This window comes from Blastococcus sp. SYSU DS0617 (genome assembly GCF_054051075.1).
Genome location: NZ_JBJHAO010000001.1, coordinates 43,309 through 61,654, shown reverse-complemented (window position 1 = coordinate 61,654; position 18,346 = coordinate 43,309). Strand labels below are relative to the sequence as shown.

Annotated in this window: 17 protein-coding genes; 8 read left to right on the top strand and 9 right to left on the bottom strand. The window is 75.6% G+C overall.

Annotation, left to right across the window (positions count from 1 at the left end; all coding sequences use genetic code 11):
* Nucleotides 1–31 precede the first annotated feature (31 nt).
* Together ACI793_RS00300 and ACI793_RS00295 are read right to left on the bottom strand one after the other, a co-directional pair.
* Nucleotides 32–472, bottom strand: a complete 441-nt coding sequence (locus ACI793_RS00300; RefSeq protein WP_456604377.1) for a hypothetical protein — start codon at nucleotides 470–472, stop codon at nucleotides 32–34.
* Nucleotides 473–573: 101 nt separating this feature from the next.
* A complete protein-coding gene (locus tag ACI793_RS00295; RefSeq protein ID WP_456604376.1) occupies nucleotides 574–729 on the bottom strand; it encodes a hypothetical protein in 156 nt (51 codons plus the stop codon).
* A gap of 42 nt (nucleotides 730–771) precedes the next feature.
* Here ACI793_RS00295 and ACI793_RS00290 point away from each other — a divergent pair, with 42 nt between their 5' ends.
* A complete protein-coding gene (locus ACI793_RS00290) occupies nucleotides 772–1,113 on the top strand; it encodes a hypothetical protein (protein ID WP_456604375.1) in 342 nt (113 codons plus the stop codon).
* Nucleotides 1,114–1,214: 101 nt separating this feature from the next.
* Here the strand turns inward: ACI793_RS00290 and ACI793_RS00285 are convergent, their stop codons facing one another.
* On the bottom strand, nucleotides 1,215–1,688 hold the full coding sequence (locus ACI793_RS00285; RefSeq protein WP_456604374.1) for a MarR family winged helix-turn-helix transcriptional regulator: 474 nt from the start codon (nucleotides 1,686–1,688) through the stop codon (nucleotides 1,215–1,217).
* Nucleotides 1,689–1,766: 78 nt separating this feature from the next.
* Here ACI793_RS00285 and ACI793_RS00280 point away from each other — a divergent pair, with 78 nt between their 5' ends.
* Nucleotides 1,767–3,872 (top strand): MMPL family transporter, encoded by a 2,106-nt coding sequence (locus ACI793_RS00280; RefSeq protein WP_456604373.1) that lies wholly within the window; start codon nucleotides 1,767–1,769, stop codon nucleotides 3,870–3,872.
* Between the two features lie 101 nt (nucleotides 3,873–3,973).
* Here the strand turns inward: ACI793_RS00280 and ACI793_RS00275 are convergent, their stop codons facing one another.
* On the bottom strand, nucleotides 3,974–4,333 hold the full coding sequence (locus tag ACI793_RS00275; protein ID WP_456604372.1) for a hypothetical protein: 360 nt from the start codon (nucleotides 4,331–4,333) through the stop codon (nucleotides 3,974–3,976).
* 93 nt (nucleotides 4,334–4,426) lie between these two features.
* Entirely contained in the window at nucleotides 4,427–5,374 is a 948-nt protein-coding gene (gene pheA / locus ACI793_RS00270) for a prephenate dehydratase (protein WP_456604371.1), read from the bottom strand.
* A gap of 113 nt (nucleotides 5,375–5,487) precedes the next feature.
* Here pheA and ACI793_RS00265 point away from each other — a divergent pair, with 113 nt between their 5' ends.
* The 3 genes from ACI793_RS00265 to yczE all read left to right on the top strand — a co-directional run bounded on the left by ACI793_RS00265 (nucleotide 5,488) and on the right by yczE (nucleotide 10,726).
* A complete protein-coding gene (locus tag ACI793_RS00265) occupies nucleotides 5,488–7,179 on the top strand; it encodes a diguanylate cyclase (RefSeq protein ID WP_456604370.1) in 1,692 nt (563 codons plus the stop codon).
* Between the two features lie 101 nt (nucleotides 7,180–7,280).
* Nucleotides 7,281–9,995 carry a diguanylate cyclase domain-containing protein gene (locus ACI793_RS00260; protein ID WP_456604369.1) on the top strand — a complete coding sequence of 905 codons (2,715 nt, stop codon included), beginning with the start codon at nucleotides 7,281–7,283 and terminating at the stop codon, nucleotides 9,993–9,995.
* An 80-nt stretch (nucleotides 9,996–10,075) separates the two neighbouring features.
* Nucleotides 10,076–10,726, top strand: coding sequence for a membrane protein YczE (gene yczE, locus ACI793_RS00255; RefSeq protein WP_456604368.1), 651 nt, complete (start codon nucleotides 10,076–10,078; stop codon nucleotides 10,724–10,726).
* Nucleotides 10,727–10,799: 73 nt separating this feature from the next.
* On the opposite strand, the gene ACI793_RS00250 is transcribed toward yczE, so the two are convergent.
* Entirely contained in the window at nucleotides 10,800–11,897 is a 1,098-nt protein-coding gene (locus ACI793_RS00250; protein WP_456604367.1) for an MFS transporter, read from the bottom strand.
* A 388-nt stretch (nucleotides 11,898–12,285) separates the two neighbouring features.
* Here ACI793_RS00250 and ACI793_RS00245 point away from each other — a divergent pair, with 388 nt between their 5' ends.
* Nucleotides 12,286–12,882: a TMEM165/GDT1 family protein gene (locus ACI793_RS00245; protein ID WP_456604366.1), complete on the top strand. Its 597-nt coding sequence runs from the start codon at nucleotides 12,286–12,288 to the stop codon at nucleotides 12,880–12,882.
* A 9-nt stretch (nucleotides 12,883–12,891) separates the two neighbouring features.
* Here ACI793_RS00245 and ACI793_RS00240 read toward each other — a convergent pair whose 3' ends face one another.
* Nucleotides 12,892–13,779, bottom strand: coding sequence for a haloalkane dehalogenase (locus tag ACI793_RS00240; RefSeq protein WP_456604365.1), 888 nt, complete (start codon nucleotides 13,777–13,779; stop codon nucleotides 12,892–12,894).
* Nucleotides 13,780–13,889: 110 nt separating this feature from the next.
* Between ACI793_RS00240 and ACI793_RS00235 the strand changes: the two genes are divergently transcribed.
* Complete coding sequence (locus ACI793_RS00235) at nucleotides 13,890–14,642, top strand: MerR family transcriptional regulator (RefSeq protein ID WP_456604364.1); 753 nt, start codon at nucleotides 13,890–13,892, stop codon at nucleotides 14,640–14,642.
* 143 nt (nucleotides 14,643–14,785) lie between these two features.
* A complete protein-coding gene (locus ACI793_RS00230; RefSeq protein WP_456604363.1) occupies nucleotides 14,786–15,880 on the top strand; it encodes an FUSC family protein in 1,095 nt (364 codons plus the stop codon).
* Between the two features lie 3 nt (nucleotides 15,881–15,883).
* Here ACI793_RS00230 and ACI793_RS00225 read toward each other — a convergent pair whose 3' ends face one another.
* Nucleotides 15,884–16,678: a methyltransferase domain-containing protein gene (locus ACI793_RS00225; RefSeq protein WP_456604362.1), complete on the bottom strand. Its 795-nt coding sequence runs from the start codon at nucleotides 16,676–16,678 to the stop codon at nucleotides 15,884–15,886.
* 152 nt (nucleotides 16,679–16,830) lie between these two features.
* Entirely contained in the window at nucleotides 16,831–18,333 is a 1,503-nt protein-coding gene (locus ACI793_RS00220; protein WP_456604361.1) for a glycerol-3-phosphate dehydrogenase/oxidase, read from the bottom strand.
* Between the last annotated feature and the right edge of the window lie 13 nt (nucleotides 18,334–18,346).

Here is an 18,346-nt window from a genome sequence, read left to right as displayed (position 1 = left end):
CGATCCTCTCTCGGGCAAGGGCCCCGCGGGGTCAGAGCTCGCGGTACTCGCACTCCGACGGCGCCACCACGAACGTCCGCGGGTCCGGGCAGCGGAACCAGGTCAGGCTCGGATACCCGAAACCGCCGCCACGGTAATCGACGAAGACCTCGACGCCGCCCTCCGGGAGCGCCCGGTGGTACTCGACCATCGGCTCGCCCTCGACCGATGCCGACTCGACGACGAGCTCGGCCCCGGATCCGTCGGCCAGCGCCGCGTCGAAGCACTCGAGCTCCTCCTTCCCGACATCCACCGCGGCCCTGACGTCCGCCTGGCCGGGACCGACGACGGTGCGACCGCAGTCCGCCAGCGGGGGCCGGTCGGTGAACCGATCCCGGTCCGAGGGCGCGAGGACCAGCCAGAGGCCCACCCCCACCAGCGCCAGCACAGCCAGGACGACGACCCACAGCCAGGCGGTTCGCTCGCGGAGCACCTGTCCTCCTCGGTCCGGGAGGCGCCAGCCTGCCCGGGACGGCGGCGCGGTGGAACCGGCCGGCGAGCAACCGTGGCCCGATCGGTACCGGCGCCTGCGGCTCAGGGCACGGCCTCGGCTGCTCCCTCGTCCTCGCAGTCCAGGCCGAGGGCGATGAGCCGGCGGTACTCGGCCGTCTTCGCCTGCACGGCGGCGAGGTCCTCGTGCAGCTGCGCCGGCTGGGCCTCGATCGCGGCGGCAGCGCAGCCCCGCCCCACGGGTCCTTGCCCGGGAACCGCCCGGCGAAGATCATGTCCGCCATGACGCGCCCCGGAGCCCGCCCCGTGGCCATGGGCCTGTGGGCAGGCTGCGTCGCGGGCGCCGCCCTGCTGGCCGCGCGCCCCGGCGATCCCGGTTCGGTCCCGGGCGCTTGGCTCCTCGTCCTGGCCCTCGCGGCACTCCTCGCGGCGCGTGGCAGCCGGGCGGCCTACGGGCTCCTGATCGTCCTGAACACCGGTCTGCTGCTCACCGTGTTCCTCCTGGCCACCCCGATCGCCGCGTCCCTGTGGCTCTTCTACGGACTGGTCGCCGCCGGGCTCGTGGCGCTGGTCGGCGTCCCCCTGCTCGCCCGCGACCGATCACCGGCCAGTCCGCTTCCCTGACCGCGCCGCGACCGGACGACCCCACCGGATGTGCACGAACGGTGGTATCGCGGGCCGCTGAACCACGGTATGTGCACGAACGGTGCCGTCGCGGTTGCCGGTCAGGGCGCCGGCTCCCCGCGGGAGTGGCGCGTGACCACCGCGGTCATGTCCGCCAGCCAGCGGCGGACGACGTCCAGCTCCTCGTCGCTGTAGCCCTCCATCGCGGCCACGAGGTCGCGCGCCAGGCCGCCGAAGTGCTCGGCACCCGCGGCCATCGCGGTCTCGGACATCTCCAGGCCCACCCGGCGCCGGTCCTCGGGATCGCGTACGCGCCGGACGTGGCCGACCCGCTCCAGCCGGTCGACCAGCGCCGTCACCGAGGCCGAACGCAGGTCGACGGCCTCCCCCAGCCGGCCGGCGGTCAGCGCCTCCCCGCGGCGGGCGGCGTCCATGATCGCCACCAGCGCACGGACGTCGGTGCGGTTGAGCCCGTGCACGTCGGCGAACCGCTGGCCGACGGCATCGAGCTCCACGTTCAGCCGGCGCAGCATCAGCCCGAGCTCCTGCCGCGCACGGGCCGCCTCGTCGTCCACCTCAGCCGCTCCCTCGCATCTCGCCGTCGTCCGCGATAACCTCTCGATGATCGAGATAATCGACCGTCAAGGGACATCATGCCTCGCCGTACCCGCATCCTCCGCTGGCTGATCCCGGCGCTCGTCGCCATCGCCTGGCTGGCGATCGCCGGCCCACTGGGCTCCTTCAGCGGCAAGCTCGGGGAGGTCTCGGAGAACGACTCCGCCGCCTTCCTCCCCGACAGCGCGGAGTCCACGCGGGTCACCGAGCTGCAGCGGCAGTTCCAGACCGAGCGCGCGCTGCCGGTGATCCTGCTCTGGGAGAGCGCCGAGGGCACGCTCGACGAGGCCGCCGTCGCCGAGGCGCAGCAGCGGGTCGACGAGGCCGTCGCCATCGCCGAGGACGCCGGCGCCCTGAAAGGCGAACCGTCGCCGGTGATCCCGTCGGAGGACGGCGTGGCGGTGCAGGCCGTCCTGCCGTTCGACCCCGACCTGGGCGACACCCTCGGCGAGGTCGTCGGCGAGCTGCGGGACCTGCCGGCGATCGAGGGCACCACCCAGTACGTCACCGGCCCCGGCGCGCTCTTCTCCGACTTCGCCGAGGGCTTCGCCGGCATCGACGGGCTGCTGCTGCTCGCGGCGTTCGGCGTCGTCCTGCTGATCCTGCTCGTCGTCTACCGCAGTCCCCTGCTGCCGCTGCTGGTCATCGGCACCGCGGCCATGGCGCTGGTGGTCTCGCTCGCGGTCGCCTACTTCCTGGCCGACCAGGGCTGGATCACGGTCAACGGCCAGAGCCAGGGCATCGCCTCGATCCTGGTCGTCGGCGCCGCCACGGACTACGGCCTGCTGCTGGTCGCCCGGTACCGCGAGGAGCTGCGCCGGGAGAAGTCCCCCGTCGCCGCCATGAAGGTGGCGCTCCAGCAGTCGTGGGAGCCGATCCTGGCCTCGGGCGGCACGGTCATCCTCGGCGTGCTCTGCCTGCTCTTCTCCGACCTGGGCTCCAACCGCGCGCTCGGGCCGATCTCCGCGGTGTGCATCGCCTTCGCCATGCTGGCCGCGCTCACCTTCCTGCCCGCACTCCTGGTCCTGCTCGGCCGCGGCGCGTTCTGGCCCTTCCGCCCGAAGTACGGCGACGAGCACGCCTCCGGCCGGGGCTGGGAGCGCATCTCCACCTCGGTCGGCCGCCGCCCCACCCGGTACCTGGTCGGCAGCCTCGGGGCACTGGTCGTGCTGGCGCTGTTCCTGCCCACCTTCGACGCCGACGGGATCCCGCTGTCCGAGGCCGTGCGCGGTGGCTCGGAGTCCGGCGAGGGTCAGGAGGTGCTCGCCGAGCACTACGAGGCGGGCGCCGCCGCCCCGGCCGTGATCATCACCCCGGACGACACCTGGCAGGAGGTCGCCGATGCCGCGGCCGCGACCGACGGCGTCGCGGAGGTGCAGCCCTTCACCGGTGGGGGCCCGCCCGGGGCCGGCGGCGGTGAGCCGGTCGTCGTCGACGGGCTCGTCCGGCTGGAGGCGACCCTGGACGACGCCCCCGACAGCGAGGCCGCGCAGAGCACGGTGTCCGACCTGCGGACCACGCTGGACGACGTCGAACCGGACGCGCTGGTCGGTGGCTCCTCGGCACAGGACCTGGACACCCAGGAGACCGCGGCCCGCGACCTGGCCGTGATCGTGCCGCTGGTGCTGCTCGTGATCACGGTCGTGCTCGCCCTGCTGCTCCGCGCGATCGTCGCGCCGATCCTGCTGGTCGCCACCACCGCGCTGAGCACCGCCGCGACCGTGGGCGTGGCCGCGCTGGTGTTCGAGCACCTCTTCGGCTTCCCGGGCAGCGATCCGCAGGTGCTGCTGATCGGCTTCGTGTTCCTGGTGGCCCTGGGCATCGACTACAACATCTTCCTGATGACCCGCGCCCGCGAGGAGTCGATCCGACACGGAGCCAGGGACGGCGTCCTGCGCTCGCTGGCGGTGACCGGAGGGGTGATCACCAGCGCCGGGCTGGTGCTCGCGGCCACGTTCGGCGCGCTCACCGTGCTGCCGCTGGTCATCCTCATCCAGCTGGGGTTCCTCGTCGGCTTCGGCGTGCTGCTCGACACCTTCGTCGTCCGCACCCTGCTGGTGCCGGCCGCGGTGCGACTGATCGGCGACCGGGTCTGGTGGCCCAGCGCGCTCGCGAAGGGCCCGGTCGAACCCGACCGCAGTTGATCATCGTCTTCGGTGCACTCCTCGCGGCGTGTCCGTCCGTGTCTCCGGCAAGAAGTCGATGATCGGCTGGGGCCGGCGTCCGGGGAGTTCCCTCGACGATGTCAGCCGGCGGTCCAGATCCAGACCATGAGCGCCAGGCCGACGGCCACCCACACCAGCGGGATGCGGTTCGTCCGCCGGGCCGCCGCGTACCGCCGGGTGCCGAACAGCGTCCAGGCGGCGATCGTGGTGCCGACGGCGACGAACGGATAGGCCCACCAGGCGAGGAAGATCGGCGCGGCCAGGGGCGAGTCCCAGTTCGCCAGGCCCATCGTGCCGGCGATGGCCAGCAGGAACCACGGCAGCAGGAACACGACGTAGCAGACCTGCAGCAGGCCCAGCTCCTGCGCCGCCCGGCGGCGTGCGGGATCCGGCCCGGGCGCGGGTCCGTCGTAGCGTCCCGGCGGCGTCGCGTGCATCACGGCGGCGGAGCGTAGCGACCCCGCGGCCCGGGATATGCGCATTCGGGGCTCCCAGCCGCCTGATGCCCCCGAGTGCGCAGATCTCGCGGAGGGCTACACCCGCCCGGTGCGCACCCTCGCCAGCCACTCGGCCGCCTCGCCGAAGGCGGCATCGGCCGACTTGGGGGCCACGGCGCGGTTCTCCCGCCCGTCGGCGCGGGGATAGGAGCCCAGGAAGCGGACGTCGTCGCAGACCCGGTGCAGCGCGGCCAGCGCCTCCCCCACCCGGGCGTCGGCGATGTGCCCCTCGCAGTCCAGCGAGAACGAGTAGACGCCCAGCCGCTGCCGCATCGGCCGCGACTCGATGCGGGTCAGCGAGATGCCCCGGGTGGCGAACTCGCGCAGCAGGTCCAGCAGGGCCCCGGTGCGGTCCCCGACGACGGCGACCAGGGAGGTCTTGTCGTTGCCCGTCGGCTCGGGCAGCGGGCCGGGCCGGGTGACCAGCACGAAGCGGGTGACGGCTCCGGCGTGGTCGGCGATGTCGTCGGCGAGCGCGTCCAGGCCGTAGCGCCGTGCGGCGATCGCCGCGCACACCGCCGCGTCGAACTCCCCGGCGGCGACGGCGGCGGCCGCCCCGGCGGTCGAGCTGGCGGGCAGCGGGGTGACGTCAGGCAGGTTCGCCTCGAGCCACCGGCCGGTCTGGGCCAGCGCGTGCGGATGGCTGGCCACCGAGCGCACGTCGGCCAGCGTCGTCCCGGGCCGGACGGCGAGGGTGAAGGCGACCGGCAGGAACACCTCGCGGGTGATGATCAGCGGATCGCCGTCGGCCAGCCCGTCCATGGTGGCGGGGACGGAGCCCTCGACGGAGTTCTCCAGCGGGACCAGGCCCGCGTCGACGTCCCCCGAACGGACGGCGGCCAGCGTCGCCGCGACACTCGCGCAGGGGATCCGCGTTCCCTCACCGGTGGGAACAGCGCTGCTCAGCGCCGCCTCGGCGAAGGTACCCTCGGGCCCGAGATAGGCGAACCTCGTCGGAGACGTGCTGGGTGGCATCCCGGGCATCCGACGAGGGTAGTGCGGGCGGGTCATGGCGAGAAGGCGACCCGGGGGAAGCTGCCTCGCTGACCGGCAGCTCCGGCTGCCCAGCCGGACGACGACCCGCGACTGGAGGTGGCGTGCCCCCCGCCTCGTCGGCCGCTGCCTCACCGGCACCCTCCCCGACCCAGCTCCGCTCGCTGCATGCGGCGCTGTGGCGGCTGCTGGCCGCCGGCGACCGGGACGACGACGCCTTCCGGAGCACGCTGGACGACGTCGACGACGTCCTGGCCGGCTCCACGGATCCGTACTGGGCCGCGTGGCGTTCGGCGCTGGCCGCCCGCCGCAGCGTGGCCGACGGCGATCCCGACGCCGCCGCGGACGCCACCGCCGCCGCCCGCGAGGCGCTGCACGCCTGCCCGCCCTCGGCGTGGAGCGCCCTGGCCCTGGCCTACCTGGCGCACGTGGAGGTGACCGGCGACCACGTCGACGCCGCGATGCTCATGGCCGTCGACGCCAGCCTGCTCACCGAGGAGCCCTCGGCCCTGGAGCCCTCCCGCCCCCTGCTCCAGGCGCACCGCTGGCTGTCCCTCACCCTCGCCGGACTGGATCTCGAGGAGCTCGCCGTCGCGCACGCGGGCCGCGCGCACGACGTGGCCGCCCAGCTCCCCGACCTCGACGACCAGTGGCGCACGCTGCTGCTCAGCGCCCAGCAGCACGTCGAGCTGGCCCAGACGGTGCGCCGCCGCGGGGACGAGCAGCGGGCCCGCGAGCTCGCCGAGGAGGCCATCGGCTGCGCCACCGCCGCCCGCGAGCTGGACCGCGAGCCCGGGCCGGCCGAGGCCGACCTGCTCGACGTCGTCCAGGCGTGGGCGCTGACCTGCGCCGACGACCTCGACGGCGCGCTCGGGCCGCTGCGCCGCGTCTCCCGGCACGTGCGGGCCGACGGCGACGTGTGGCTGCGCGGCTACACCGACCTGGTCCTGGCCCGCCTGCTCGCCCGGATGGCCCTCCGCGACGGGGACCCCCTGCGTGGCGAGGAGGCCGTGGAGCTGCTCGTCGACGCGGCGGGCGCCTTCGCGTCCTCCGGCGACCGCCGCCGGTACCGGCAGTGCCTGCTGGAGCTGGGGCAGAACACCGCGGACCTCGGCCGCCCCGCCGAGGCGCTGCACTGGCTGGAGGCCTACCGCGCCGACACCGGCCGCGCGAACTCCCGCGGCCGCCAGCTGTGGGCGGAGATGTTCGTGCGCCGCAGCCGGCTGCGCGAGGCGGAACGGCAGGCCGCGGTGCTGCGCCGGCACGCGCTCGAGGACCCGCTCACCGGCCTGGGCAACCGGCGCAGCGCCGAGCGCCGGCTGGCCGGCCTGCGGTTCGGCGAGGAGCCGCTGTCGCTGGCCGTGGTCGACGTCGACCGGTTCAAGGAAGTGAACGACGGCGCCTCGCACACGCAGGGCGACGTCGTCCTCCGCCGGGTCGCCGACCTGCTGCGCGAGCACAGCCGCACCGGGGACGAGGTCTACCGCTGGGCCGGGGACGAGTTCCTCGTGCTGCTGCCCACGGCGACCGAGGCGCAGGCGGTGGTCGTCATGGAGCGGCTGCGCGCGGCGGTGGCGTCGGCGGACTGGTCGGACCTGCGGCTCACCGAGCCGGTGACCGTGAGCGTGGGGGTCGCGACCGCGCCGGAGGTGGACGAGGACCAGCGCGAGCCGGTCGTGGGGTGGCGGACGCTGTTCGACACCGCCGACCTGCTGCTGTTCTCGGCCAAGCGGAGCGGACGCAACCGGGTGCGCGCGCCCGGCGGCGGCCCGCTCGACGGGCGGCCCGGAGCGTGACGGCGGCGGCCGGCTGGGACTCGTGGGGCGCGACGGACGGGGGACGGCGCGTTCCCGGGGACGTGCTCGACAGCGACGGGGGTGCCGTGCACTCTGCGCTCGTGCCACCGGGAGCCCTGCACCAGCGGGTGACCGCTGCGCTGGCGAACTGGCAGCTCGACGACGCCGAGCAACTGCTGTCCGGCGTGGACTCCGAGCCCTCGCCCTACCAGGCGGCCGAGCCGGACCGGGACGCCGGCGGCGCCGCCTCGGACCTGGGCCGGGCCTGGGCCGACACGCTGCGCGCGGAACTGCTGGTGCGCCGGCTGCGCGTCGCGGGCTTCACGCTGGTGGGCGAGCCGGTGACCATCGGCTGCCCCGCGGGTGCGCGGGAACCGGCCCTGGACCTGCACGCCGGTGTGGCGGAGCTGATCGACGGCGCCGGCTCCCCCGCCGACCCGGACGCCGACCCCCGGTCGGAGTCCGCCTCCCACGCGGCGCTGGCCATCGCGCTGGTCCGTTCGGCCAAGGCCGCCTTCGACGCGACCGACGACGACCTGCAGCGGGCGGCCGGCCTCGCGCGGCACGCGCGCATCGAGCTGCTCTCCCGGCGCATCGACGCCGCGATGGACGAGGCGGTGGAGGCGGCCAGCCTGCTCGATCCCGGGCTGCCCCCGAGCCGGCTGCTGGTGGACACCCTCGGCACGCTGGCCGGCGTCCTCGCCGACCTGGAGCTGATGCCGCTGGCCCTGGACTTCCAGCGCCGGGCGCACGAGGCGGCCCGGTCGGCCGCCGCCGATCCCGGCCTGCTGGAGCCGGGGGACGGGGACCCGGACGTGCTCGTCGCGGGAGCCGCGACCCGGCTGGGTGAGCTCTGCGCCGAACTGGGTGAGGGGCTGCTCGACGACGGGCTGCCCGAGACGGCCGTGCCGCACTTCGCCGAGGCGCGGACGCTGGCCGAGGAGGCCCTGCGGCTGCTGCCCCCGGACTCCTCCGGCGTCGTCGCGGCGCAGATCGTGCACGGCTGGGCGCTGGTGGGCCTGGGCGAGCACACCGCCGCCACCGGCCCGCTGCGTGCCGCCGTCCGGGTGACCTCGGCCGCCGACGACCGTGCCCAGCGGGCGGCCGCCCAGCTCGCGCTCGGCCGGACCCTGCGCCGGCAGGGCGACGCGACGGGCGCCGACGAGCACCTCGCCTCCGCCCTCCACCTGGCCACCGAGCACGGCCTGCCCCGGCTCCGCCGCGCGTCGCTGCGGGAGCTGTGCACGCTGCACGCCGAGCTCGACGACGCCGGCCGGGCGCTGCCCTACCTGCAGGCCTACCTGTCCGACGAGCTCGACCGCGTCGACGAGCGGCGCACCCGCTGGGTGGAGCTGTTCGGCCGGCGCAAGAGCCTGCTCGAGACCGAGCGGGCCGCGGGCCAGCTCCGCCGCCAGGCCTACGAGGACCCGCTCACGCACCTGCCCAACCGGCGCTACGCCGAGGCCCGGCTGGACGGCCTGCTCGCCGGCGGCGGCGTGCCCGCGCTGGCCGTCGTCGACGTCGACCGGTTCAAGTCGATCAACGACACGATCGGCCATCCCGGCGGCGACGCCGTCCTGCGGGCCGTCGCCGAACTGCTCATCGCCGGCGTCCGCGACACCGACGAGGTGTGCCGGTGGGCCGGGGACGAGTTCGTCGTCCTGCTGCCCGACACCACCGCCGAGCAGGCCGAGCGTGCGCTGGAGCGCACCCGCCGCAAGGTCGCGGGCTACGACTGGTCCTCGCTGGGGCTCAGCACGCCGGTGACCATCAGCGTGGGCATCGCCTCGGCCGCCCGCGGTGACGACCGGCGCACGCTGTTCGCCGCCGCCGACGGCGTCCTCTACGACGCCAAGCGCAGCGGCCGCGACCGGGTCGTGCGGCTCTCCGGCATCACCCAGAAGCGCGCCGGTGGCAACCCGGTCGACGTGCTGTTCGGTGACTCGGAGCCCGGCGGGGCGCCGGGTGCGGACGACGCGGCGGCACCCGGGGACGACGGCTTCACCCCGCTGCTGGGCGGCCCCGCGCCCACCGACCCGGGAGCGGCCTCGGCCGAGACGGGAGCCGCGCCGGCCGAGCCGCCGCTGGGCGTCGACCGCCCCGGCGAGCCGCTCCTCGGCCCGCTGCCCGCTGCCGAGCCGGCGGATGTCGACGAGCCGGCTCCCGACCCCGCTCCGGTCGCCGTGCGCCGGACGGCCGTCCCCGAGCCGGAGGTCGTCTGGGCTCCCGGCCGCAGCACCGAGCAGGTGCTGGCGCTGGTGCGCGAGGCCCGCCGCGAGCACCCCGACCGTCCGGCCCTCGTGCTGCGGGCGGCCCCGGAGACCCTCGTCGCGCTGGCGAGCGAGCACGACGCCTACACGACCATGGACGCCGCCGCGATGGCCGCCGCCGTCGGGCCCCTGCCGGAGCCGGTGGGGCAGGTCGCCGTCGTCGGCGCCGGTGGCGCCGACACCCCGGTGGCCGCCGAGGCCGCGTTCGTCGCCCGCGTCTCGGGCAGCACGGCGGTCCGGTACGACGACGTCGCCGGCAGCCGCGTCCGCGCGCTGCTGGCCGACCCCGACCGGCTCCCGGACGTCGACTGCCTGGTCGTGGTGGCCGGCATGGACGCCGCGCTGGTGGCCACGCTCGGTGCGCTGACCGACGTCCCCGTCGTGGCGGTGCCGACGTCGGCGGGCCAGCCCCCCGGTGTCGGTGGCCTCGGCGCCCTGATGACGATGCTGACCGCGGCCGCCCCGGGCGTCGCGGTGATCAACGTGGACAACGGCTGGTCGGCCGGGGTGTTCGCCGCCCGCGTGGCCCGCCGCGCCGCCCGCTGACCGCTCACCCCCAGCCAGTTGATCATCGTCTCCGTGCCCGCGACACGGCTCGACGCGCCGCGCACGCGCGCACGCCGCCGATGATCGACTCGCTGTCCGGGCGCCGTCTCCCCCGGCGGCTCGTCCAGCTCTACCTGGGCCTGGCGCTCTACGGCGTCTCCATCGCCGCGCTGGTGCGCGCCGACCTGGGCCTCATGCCGTGGGACGTGCTGCACCAGGGGCTGGCCCGCCGGCTCGGCTGGTCGCTGGGCGTGGTGATCATCGTCGTCGGCGTGCTGGTGCTGCTGGCCTGGATCCCGCTGCGCGAGCGGCCGGGGCTGGGCACGGTCAGCAACGTCCTGGCGGTCGGTCTGGCGGCCGACGCGGTGCTGGCGGTGGTCGATCCACCGTCGTCCCTGCCGATCCGGATCGCGCTGGCCGCGTTCGGCATCGTGTGCAACGCCGTCGCCACCGCCGCCTACGTGGGGGTGCGGCTGGGCCCCGGGCCGCGCGACGGGCTGATGACCGGGCTGGTGCGCCGGACCGGCTGGCGGGTGGGACCGGTGCGCACGTCGATCGAGGTGGCCGTCGTCGTCTCGGGGTGGCTGATGGGCGGCACGGTCGGCGTCGTCACCGTCGTCTACGCCCTGGCCATCGGCCCGCTGGTCCAGCTGCTGCTGCCCCCGCTGTCGGTGCTGCCGCTGCCGCCGCCGCCCCGGCCGCCCGGTCCCGTCGGGCCGACCGGGAGTTGATCATCGTCTCGGTGCCCAGGACACCGCGCGGGCACGCCACGGCACGCCGGGGGACGGCGCACGCCGACGATGATCAACTCGAGCGGGTCCGCAGCCCGGACGCCACCACGGGCACGACGGCGAGCACGAGCAGCGCCGTCGCGGCCGCCCCGCCCAGCGCCCAGGCCGCGAACACCAGCAGGCCGGCGAGCTCGACCCCGAGGCCGGCCAGCGAGGTGACCGTCGCGCGGTAGGGCCCCTCGATGCGCTCCTGCAGCCGCGCCTCGGCCGCGACCAGCACCGCCAGGTACAGGCCGTAGGCGCCGGCGAGCGGGAGCAGCGCGGCCGGGCCGGGCAGCACGGCGGCGGCGCCCAGCAGCAATCCGACGGCGGCCAGCAGCGCCGGCAACCCGCCGTCGGGCAGCCCGTCGGCCCGCCCGCCCAGTTCGGCTCCGGCCGCACCGGCGAGCGCGATCGCGAGGACGGCGAACGGGACGGCGCCGGTCGGCACACCCCGCTCCACGGCGAGCACCGGGAAGTACTCCTCCATGGCGTCGAGTCCGCCGACCAGCGCGACGGCGCCGACAGCTACGCGCAGCGGTGCGTGCCGGACGACCTGCACCGCGCCTGCCCGGAGAGTGGCGAGCAGCGCCTCCTCGCGCTCGCGCGGCGGCTCGGGGAAGCGGAGAGCGAGCACCCCCGCCGAGAGGCTGATCGCGGCGCTGGACCAGGCCACGAGCGGGAACCCGCCGACGGTGTACAGCCCGGCGGCCGTGACCGCCGCGGGCGCCTGGGCCAGCAGTTCCACGGCGGTCATCCGGCCGTTGACGCGGGCGAACGCCTCCTCGGCCCCGACGTCGCGGAGACCGTCGAACACCAGCGCCTCGGCGGCGCCCGAGCCGAGCGCACTCGAGACACCCCAGAGGGCGAAGCCCGCCGCGAACGTCGCCGTCCCCGGTGCGGCGGCCCACAGCGCGAAGGCCGCGGCCTGGAGGACGGCCCCGCAGGCGAGGACCCCGCGGCGCGACCACCGGTCGGCCAGCGCCCCGGCCGGCACCTCGGCCAGCAGGGCGGTCACCGACCAGACGGCGAACAGCGCCGAGATCTCCGCCGTCGACAGGCCGGCGCCGAGGAAGAGCAGCGCGTACAGCGGGTACAGGGGCACGAACTCGGAGAGCGCGGCCCAGCCCACCGCGAGCCGGGCCAGCGGCCGGGCCTGCGGTGGCAGTGCGTTCGAGGATCAATGTCGGCGCATGGCCGGCACCGTAGCGGCGCCGGCCCGGCGACGCAGCAGGATTCCGCCGCGCCGTCCGTGCCCGACTGGCCCTCCGGCGTCGAGAGGAAGCCCACCTTCCCCGCAGTCGGTTCCGGGGGGACGACGCCACCGGCTACCCTTCCCGGCGAAGGGGAGTAGCCCCCCGTCCGCTGGTCGACATGCTGGCGCCCGCTCGCGGGCCGCCCGGTCAGCGGGTCCGCGCCCCCGGCGCGGGTGGGCGAGACCTTCGACCAGCAGCCCTGCGCTGCCGGGTCGGAGGCTGCCCTGGCTCCGCCTGGCGGTGCCCAGCGGAAGTAGGAATCACGTGGTCCTGTCGGTCGTCCTGGCCGCGTTCGTCCTGGTGCTCCCCGTGGAGCTGCCGGACAAGACGCTGTTCGCCAGCCTGGTGCTCGCCACCCGGTTCCCGCCGCTCCCGGTCTTCGTCGGCGTCGGGACGGCGTTCGGTCTCCAGGTGGCCATCGCGGTCACCGCCGGGTCGCTGCTGTCCCTGCTGCCGGAGGCCCTGGTCAGCGGCGTCGTCGCGGCGCTGTTCCTGATCGGCGCGGTGATCCTGTGGCGCAGCGCCTCGAGCGGGCCCGAGGACGCCGGCGACGCGGGCGAGGGGCGCGAGGGGACGTCGTTCCTGCGGGTGGCTGCCATCTCCTTCGGCGTCCTGTTCGCCGCCGAGTGGGGCGACCTCTCGCAGCTGGCCACCGCCGGGCTGGCAGCGCGCTACGACGACCCGCTGTCGGTGTTCGTCGGGGCGTGGGCCGCGCTGCTGGTCGTCTCGGGGCTCGCCGTCTTCCTGGGCAAGAACCTGGCCGACCGGCTGCCGATCGCGCTCATCCGCCGCGTCGCCGCGGGGCTGTTCCTCGTGTTCGCGCTCGTCGCCGTCGTCGAGACGGTCCGGGTGCTGACCTAGGCCGGCAGCTCAGCGGAGCCCGGGCAGCCAGTCGGCCACGGCGCGGCCGATCTCGTGCGGCGAGTCCTCGGGCACGAAGTGACTGCCCGGCACCGTGACCTCGGTCAGGGCCGGCCAGCGGCGGACCAGCTCCCGCTGGCGCCCGACCAGGATGGAACCGGGATCGGCGCCGATGAACAGCTTCGGGACGTCGCTGCCGGCCAGCCACGCCCCGTACTGCTCGACCCGGGCGACGACATCGGCCGGCTCGCCCTCGATCGGGAGCTGGCGAGGCCACTCCAGCGTGGGCCAGCGGTCCTCGCGCTCGGCGAACGGCGCCCGGTAGCGGTCGTGCGCCGCAGGCGTCAGCCCCCGGGCGACGGCGGAGGGCAGGATCATCTCGACGAAGACGTTGTTGTCCAGGACGGCCGCCTCGCCGTCCGGGCCGCGCATGACCTGGAAGATGTTGCGTGCGCCCTCCGGCCAGTCCTCCCAGGTGACCGGCGTGACGATCGCCTCCGTGAACGCGATGCCGCGCACCGCGTCGGGGTGCCGGGCGGCCCAGTCGAAGCCGAGGCCGGAGCCCCAGTCGTGCAGCACGAGCGTGACGCGCTCGGTCGCCCCCACGGCGGCGAGGAAGCCCTCCAGATAGGCGGCGTGCGTGTCGAACGAGTAGGTCCCCGGGCCCGGGTCGGGCAGCCGGTCCGACGCCCCCATGCCGATCAGGTCCGGAGCCAGGCAGCGGCCGAGGTGCTGCACGTGCGGGATCACGTTGCGCCACAGGTAGGACGACGTCGGGTTGCCGTGCAGGAAGACGATCGGATCACCCTCGCCCACGTCCACGTACGCCATCTCGGCGTCCCGGACCTGGACGCGCTGCCGGGGGAACGGGTCCTCGGGGGAGATGTCGTCGGCCATGGCCCGATCGTCACACGGGACCGCCGTCCCCCGCCGGGCGGGAAATCGCGCTTGACCCTGACGCGACGTCAGCCGGTTGCCTGGTCGGCGTCAGAGGAAGGGAGGACCCCATGAACGTGGGCGAGGTCGCCGCGCTGGCCGGCGTCACGGTGCGCACGCTGCACCACTACGACCGGATCGGGCTGCTGTCGCCGTCCGGCCGCACGTCGGCCGGTTACCGGCAGTACTCGGCGGCCGATCTGGACCGGCTGCACCAGGTGCTGCTCTACCGCGAGCTCGGGTTCCCCCTCGAGGAGGTCGCGACCCTGCTGGACGACCCGTCCGCCGATCCGGCCGATCACCTGCGCCGCCAGCACCGGCTGCTGCGGGACCGGCTGGAGCGGACGACGGCGATGGTCGCGGCCGTGGAGAAGGAGATGGAGGCACGGGACATGGGGATCTCGCTGACCCCGGAGGAACGGTTCGAGCTGTTCGGCGACTGGTTGCCGGAGGAGTACGAGGCCGAGGCCGAGCAGAGGTGGGGTGACACCGACGCGTGGGCGGAGTCCCAGCGGAGGACCCGCGCGTACTCGAAGGACGACTGGATCCGCATCAAGGCGGAGACCGACGACGTCGAGGCGCGCTTCGCCGGCGCGCTGCGGGCCGGCGTCGCGCCCGACTCCGAGGAGGCGATGGAGCTCGCGGAGGAGCACCGGCAGCAGATCAGCCGGAACTTCTACGACTGCCCGCCCGAGATGCACGCTGGCCTCGGCCGCATGTACGTCGAGGACGAGCGGTTCACCGCCCACTACGAGCAGCGCGCGCCCGGCCTGGCGCAGTTCGTGAGCACCGCCGTCCAGGCCAACGCCGCACGTCAGGCCTGAACCACCCGCGAGATCTGCACACCCGTGCCCGGGGGGTCCGACGAGGCCCCCGGGTGTGCAGATCTCGCAGACAGGCGCTGGTGACCGTGAGTTGCGCCACCCGCACGAGCGGTGAGCGGCCGCAGCGGTCATGCTGGCGGCCGATGAACCGCATCGTGATGCTGCTGCGCGCATCCGGGGTCCAGCGCGGCGTGCGCGCGGCCGTCGCCGCCGGGCTGGCGTGGCAGGTGGCCACGCTCCTGCCGCCGGTGCTGTCGGACTACGCGTACTACGCGCCGCTGGGCGCGGTCATCGCCGTCTCCCCCACCATCGCCGACTCGGCCAGCGCCGCCTGGCGCAGCGTGCTGGCGATCCTCACCGGCTTCGCGCTGGCCGTGACGGTCTACGAGCTCACCCTCGCGGTGCCCAACGCGCTCACCGTCGCCGCCATCGTCGCCCTGGCGGTGCTCGTCGAGCAGCTGAAGCTGTGGCGGGAGCAGGCCAGCTGGGTCAGCTTCGCCGCCGTCCTCATGCTCACCGTCGGGCTCGACGACCCCGACACCTACGTGCTGCGCTACGCCGGGCTGACCCTGCTCGGCGCGGCCATCGGCGTGCTCGTCACCGCGGTGCTCTTCCCGCCCCTGCAGCTCACCCGCGCCGTCGAGCAGATCGCGCACACGCGCGGGCTGCTCTCCCGGCACCTGGGCGACATCGCGGCCACGCTCCGCGACGGGCGGGTGCCCGAGCCGGACGAGTGGACCGACCGCAACCGCCGCCTCGACCGCGCGCTGGACCGCATGCGGTTCGCCGCGACGCTGGTCGAGCGCGCCCGCCGGGCGAACCCCCGGGCCCGCCGCTGGCAGGGCCGCGCCTCCGAGATCCGCGAGGAGGCCCGCGCCGTCGACCGCGTCGCCGTCCTGGTCGACGACCTCACCTCGCTGGTCGTGGAGTTCCACCCCCACCGGCGCGGCATCGACCAGGTCGACGCCGGTACCGGCTGGGTGCTCGCCGACACCCTCGAGAGCCTCGCCGGGGTCGTCAGCACGCCGTACCACACCACCGACGGGTCGACCCCCGACGAGCGCGACGAGCAGATCGCCCGGGCGGGCGCCGCGCTGCACCGGCTGGTCAGCCTGCTGCGCGAGTCCACCGTCGACGACGACGAGGGCTTCTTCGCCCTGGGCGCGGTCGCCGTCGGTGTGCGCCGCAGCCTGACGGCGCTGCAGGCCGAGGAGCCCCGGGTCGTCGTCTCCGCCTGAGGGTCAGACGCGGACGAGCAGCTCGCCGTGCATCATGCCGAGCCAGCCGTCGTCGGCGTCTCGCCAGGTGCGCCAGGCATCGGCGACCTCGTCGAGCTGCTCCGGCGTCGCCAGCCCGTAGGCCACCGCCTGCTCGGCGAAGGCGGACGACGTCGCCCGGCCCGCCCACGAGTCGCCCCACCACTCGCGCTCCTGCGGAGAGGCGTAGCACCAGGACGAGGTCGTCGCGGTGACGTCCCGCAGCCCGGCGGCGTGCGCCCACGCCAGCAGCCGGCGGCCCGCGTCGGGCTCGGCCCCGTTGGCGCGCGCCACCGCGGAGTAGAGCTCCAGCCAGCGGTCCAGCCCGGGGTTCGCGGGGAACCAGGTGAACGTCGCGTAGTCGACGTCGCGGACGGCGACGACGCCCCCCGGCCGGCACACCCGCGCCATCTCCCGCAGGGCGGCGACCGGATCGGTGAGGTGCTGGAGCACCTGGTGGGCGTGCACGACGTCGAAGGAGCCGTCGGGCAGGTCGAGCGCGTAGACGTCGCCGACCTCGAAGGCCACCTCGACCCCGGCGCGCTCGGCGGCGGCCCGGGCCTCCGGCAGCGGGTCGGGCGACACGTCCAGCGCGAGCACCCGGCCGGGCGCCACCCGCGCGGCCAGGTCCACGGTGATCGTGCCGGGGCCGCAGCCGACGTCCAGGAGGTCCGCGCCCGGGCGGAGGGCGGGCAGCAGGTAGGCCGCGGAGTTCTCCGCCGTGCGCCAGCGGTGCGACTGCAGGACCGGCTCAGCGTGCCCGTGCGTGTAGGTGTCCACGCGAGTAGTCCTACTCCCACCATCCCATCCAGCGAAACGGTGCTCTCGCGCAGTGGGATCGACACATCCTCCCTCACCGCCGCGCGTCCTCCCTCAGCGCCCACGGTGAGCGAGGACGCGCCACGATCAGGGAACCTGATCGTGGCCGCAGGTCAGCCCTCCTCGGCGAGCACCCGCTCCGCCACCGGCACCGCGCGGGCACGGTCGGCGGGCACCAGACCGATGCGGGTGCGCCGGTCGAGCAGGTCCGCGACGCTGCGCGCCCCCTCGGAGCGCACGGCGAAGCGCAGCTCCCCCACCGTCTCCGGGCGTCCCGCCACCACCAGGTCGGGGCCGAGCGCCTCGACCTCCGGCGCCTCGGTGCCGTAGCGGGCGACCAGCCGGACCGGTGCGGCGATGTGGTCCAGCGCCGGCCGCGGCGCCGCCCCGACCAGCGCCAGCCGCGCGGTCGTCGACCGCGCCGTCCCGCCGAGCCGGGCGACGACGGCGTCGACGGTCTCCTCGGCCATGGCGCGGTAGGTGGTGAGCTTCCCGCCGACGACGGTCAGGACCGGTCCGTCCCACGTCAGCAGGTGCTTGCGGGAGAGGTCCGCGGTCGCGTCCCCGGGCCCGGTGCCCGCCGACTCCGGCAGCACCAGCGGCCGGTAGCCGGCGTAGGCACCGACCAGGTCCTCGCGCGTGAGCGGCTCGGCGAGCACCTGGTTGACCGTGTCGAGCAGCTGCTGCACCTCGGCGTCGGAGGGCTGCGGGTCCTCGTCGGTGACCGGCCCGTCGACCGGCTCGTCGGTGATGCCGAGGTAGACCAGCCCGTCGGCCTGGGGCAGCGCGAAGACGTACCGCGACCGCGAGCCGGGCAGCGGCACGGTGAGCGCCGCCGACGGCGAGCCGAGCCGGTCGGCCCGCAGCACGAGGTGCGAGCCTCGCGAGGGCACCAGCCGGATGCCCGGGGCCAGCCGCTGCGCCCACACCCCGGCCGCGTTGACCACCGTCCGGGCGCGCAGCGTCAGCGCCTCGCCGTCGACGTCGGCATGCACGTCGGCACCGTCCACCCCGGTCACGGTGGCGCCGGTGAGCACGCGGGCGCCGTGGGCGGCGGCCGTGCGGGCCAGCGCGACCACGAGCCGGGCGTCGTCGGTGAGCTGCCCGTCCCAGAAGACGACGCCGCCGCGCCCGGGTCGCACCGCCGGCACCATCCGGCCGACGGCGTCCGCACGCACCCGCCGCGTCGCGGGCAGCGACCCGCGCCCGCCCGCCACCGAGAACCGGACCAGGTCACCCAGCCGCCCGCCGACCCCGCCCAGCGCGCTGACGTCGCGGCCTGCGGCGTCGGGGATGAGGAACGGCAGCTGCCGGACCAGGTGCGGTGCCGTCACCCCCATGAGGACGGCGCGCTCGCGGGCGCTCTCCCGCGCCAGGCCGATCTCGCCGTGGGCGAGGTAGCGCAGCCCGCCGTGCACCAGCTTCGAGGACCAGCGGCTGGTGCCCGCGGCCAGGTCCGTGCGCTCCAGCAGCACCACCGACAGCCCCCGGGCGGCGGCGTCCAGCGCGACACCGGCGCCGGTCACCCCGCCGCCGACCACCACGACGTCCACCAGCGCGCCGGCGACGGCCTCGAGGTCGCGTTCTCGCTGCGCGGGCGAGAGCGAGCCGATCACTGTGATCCATCCC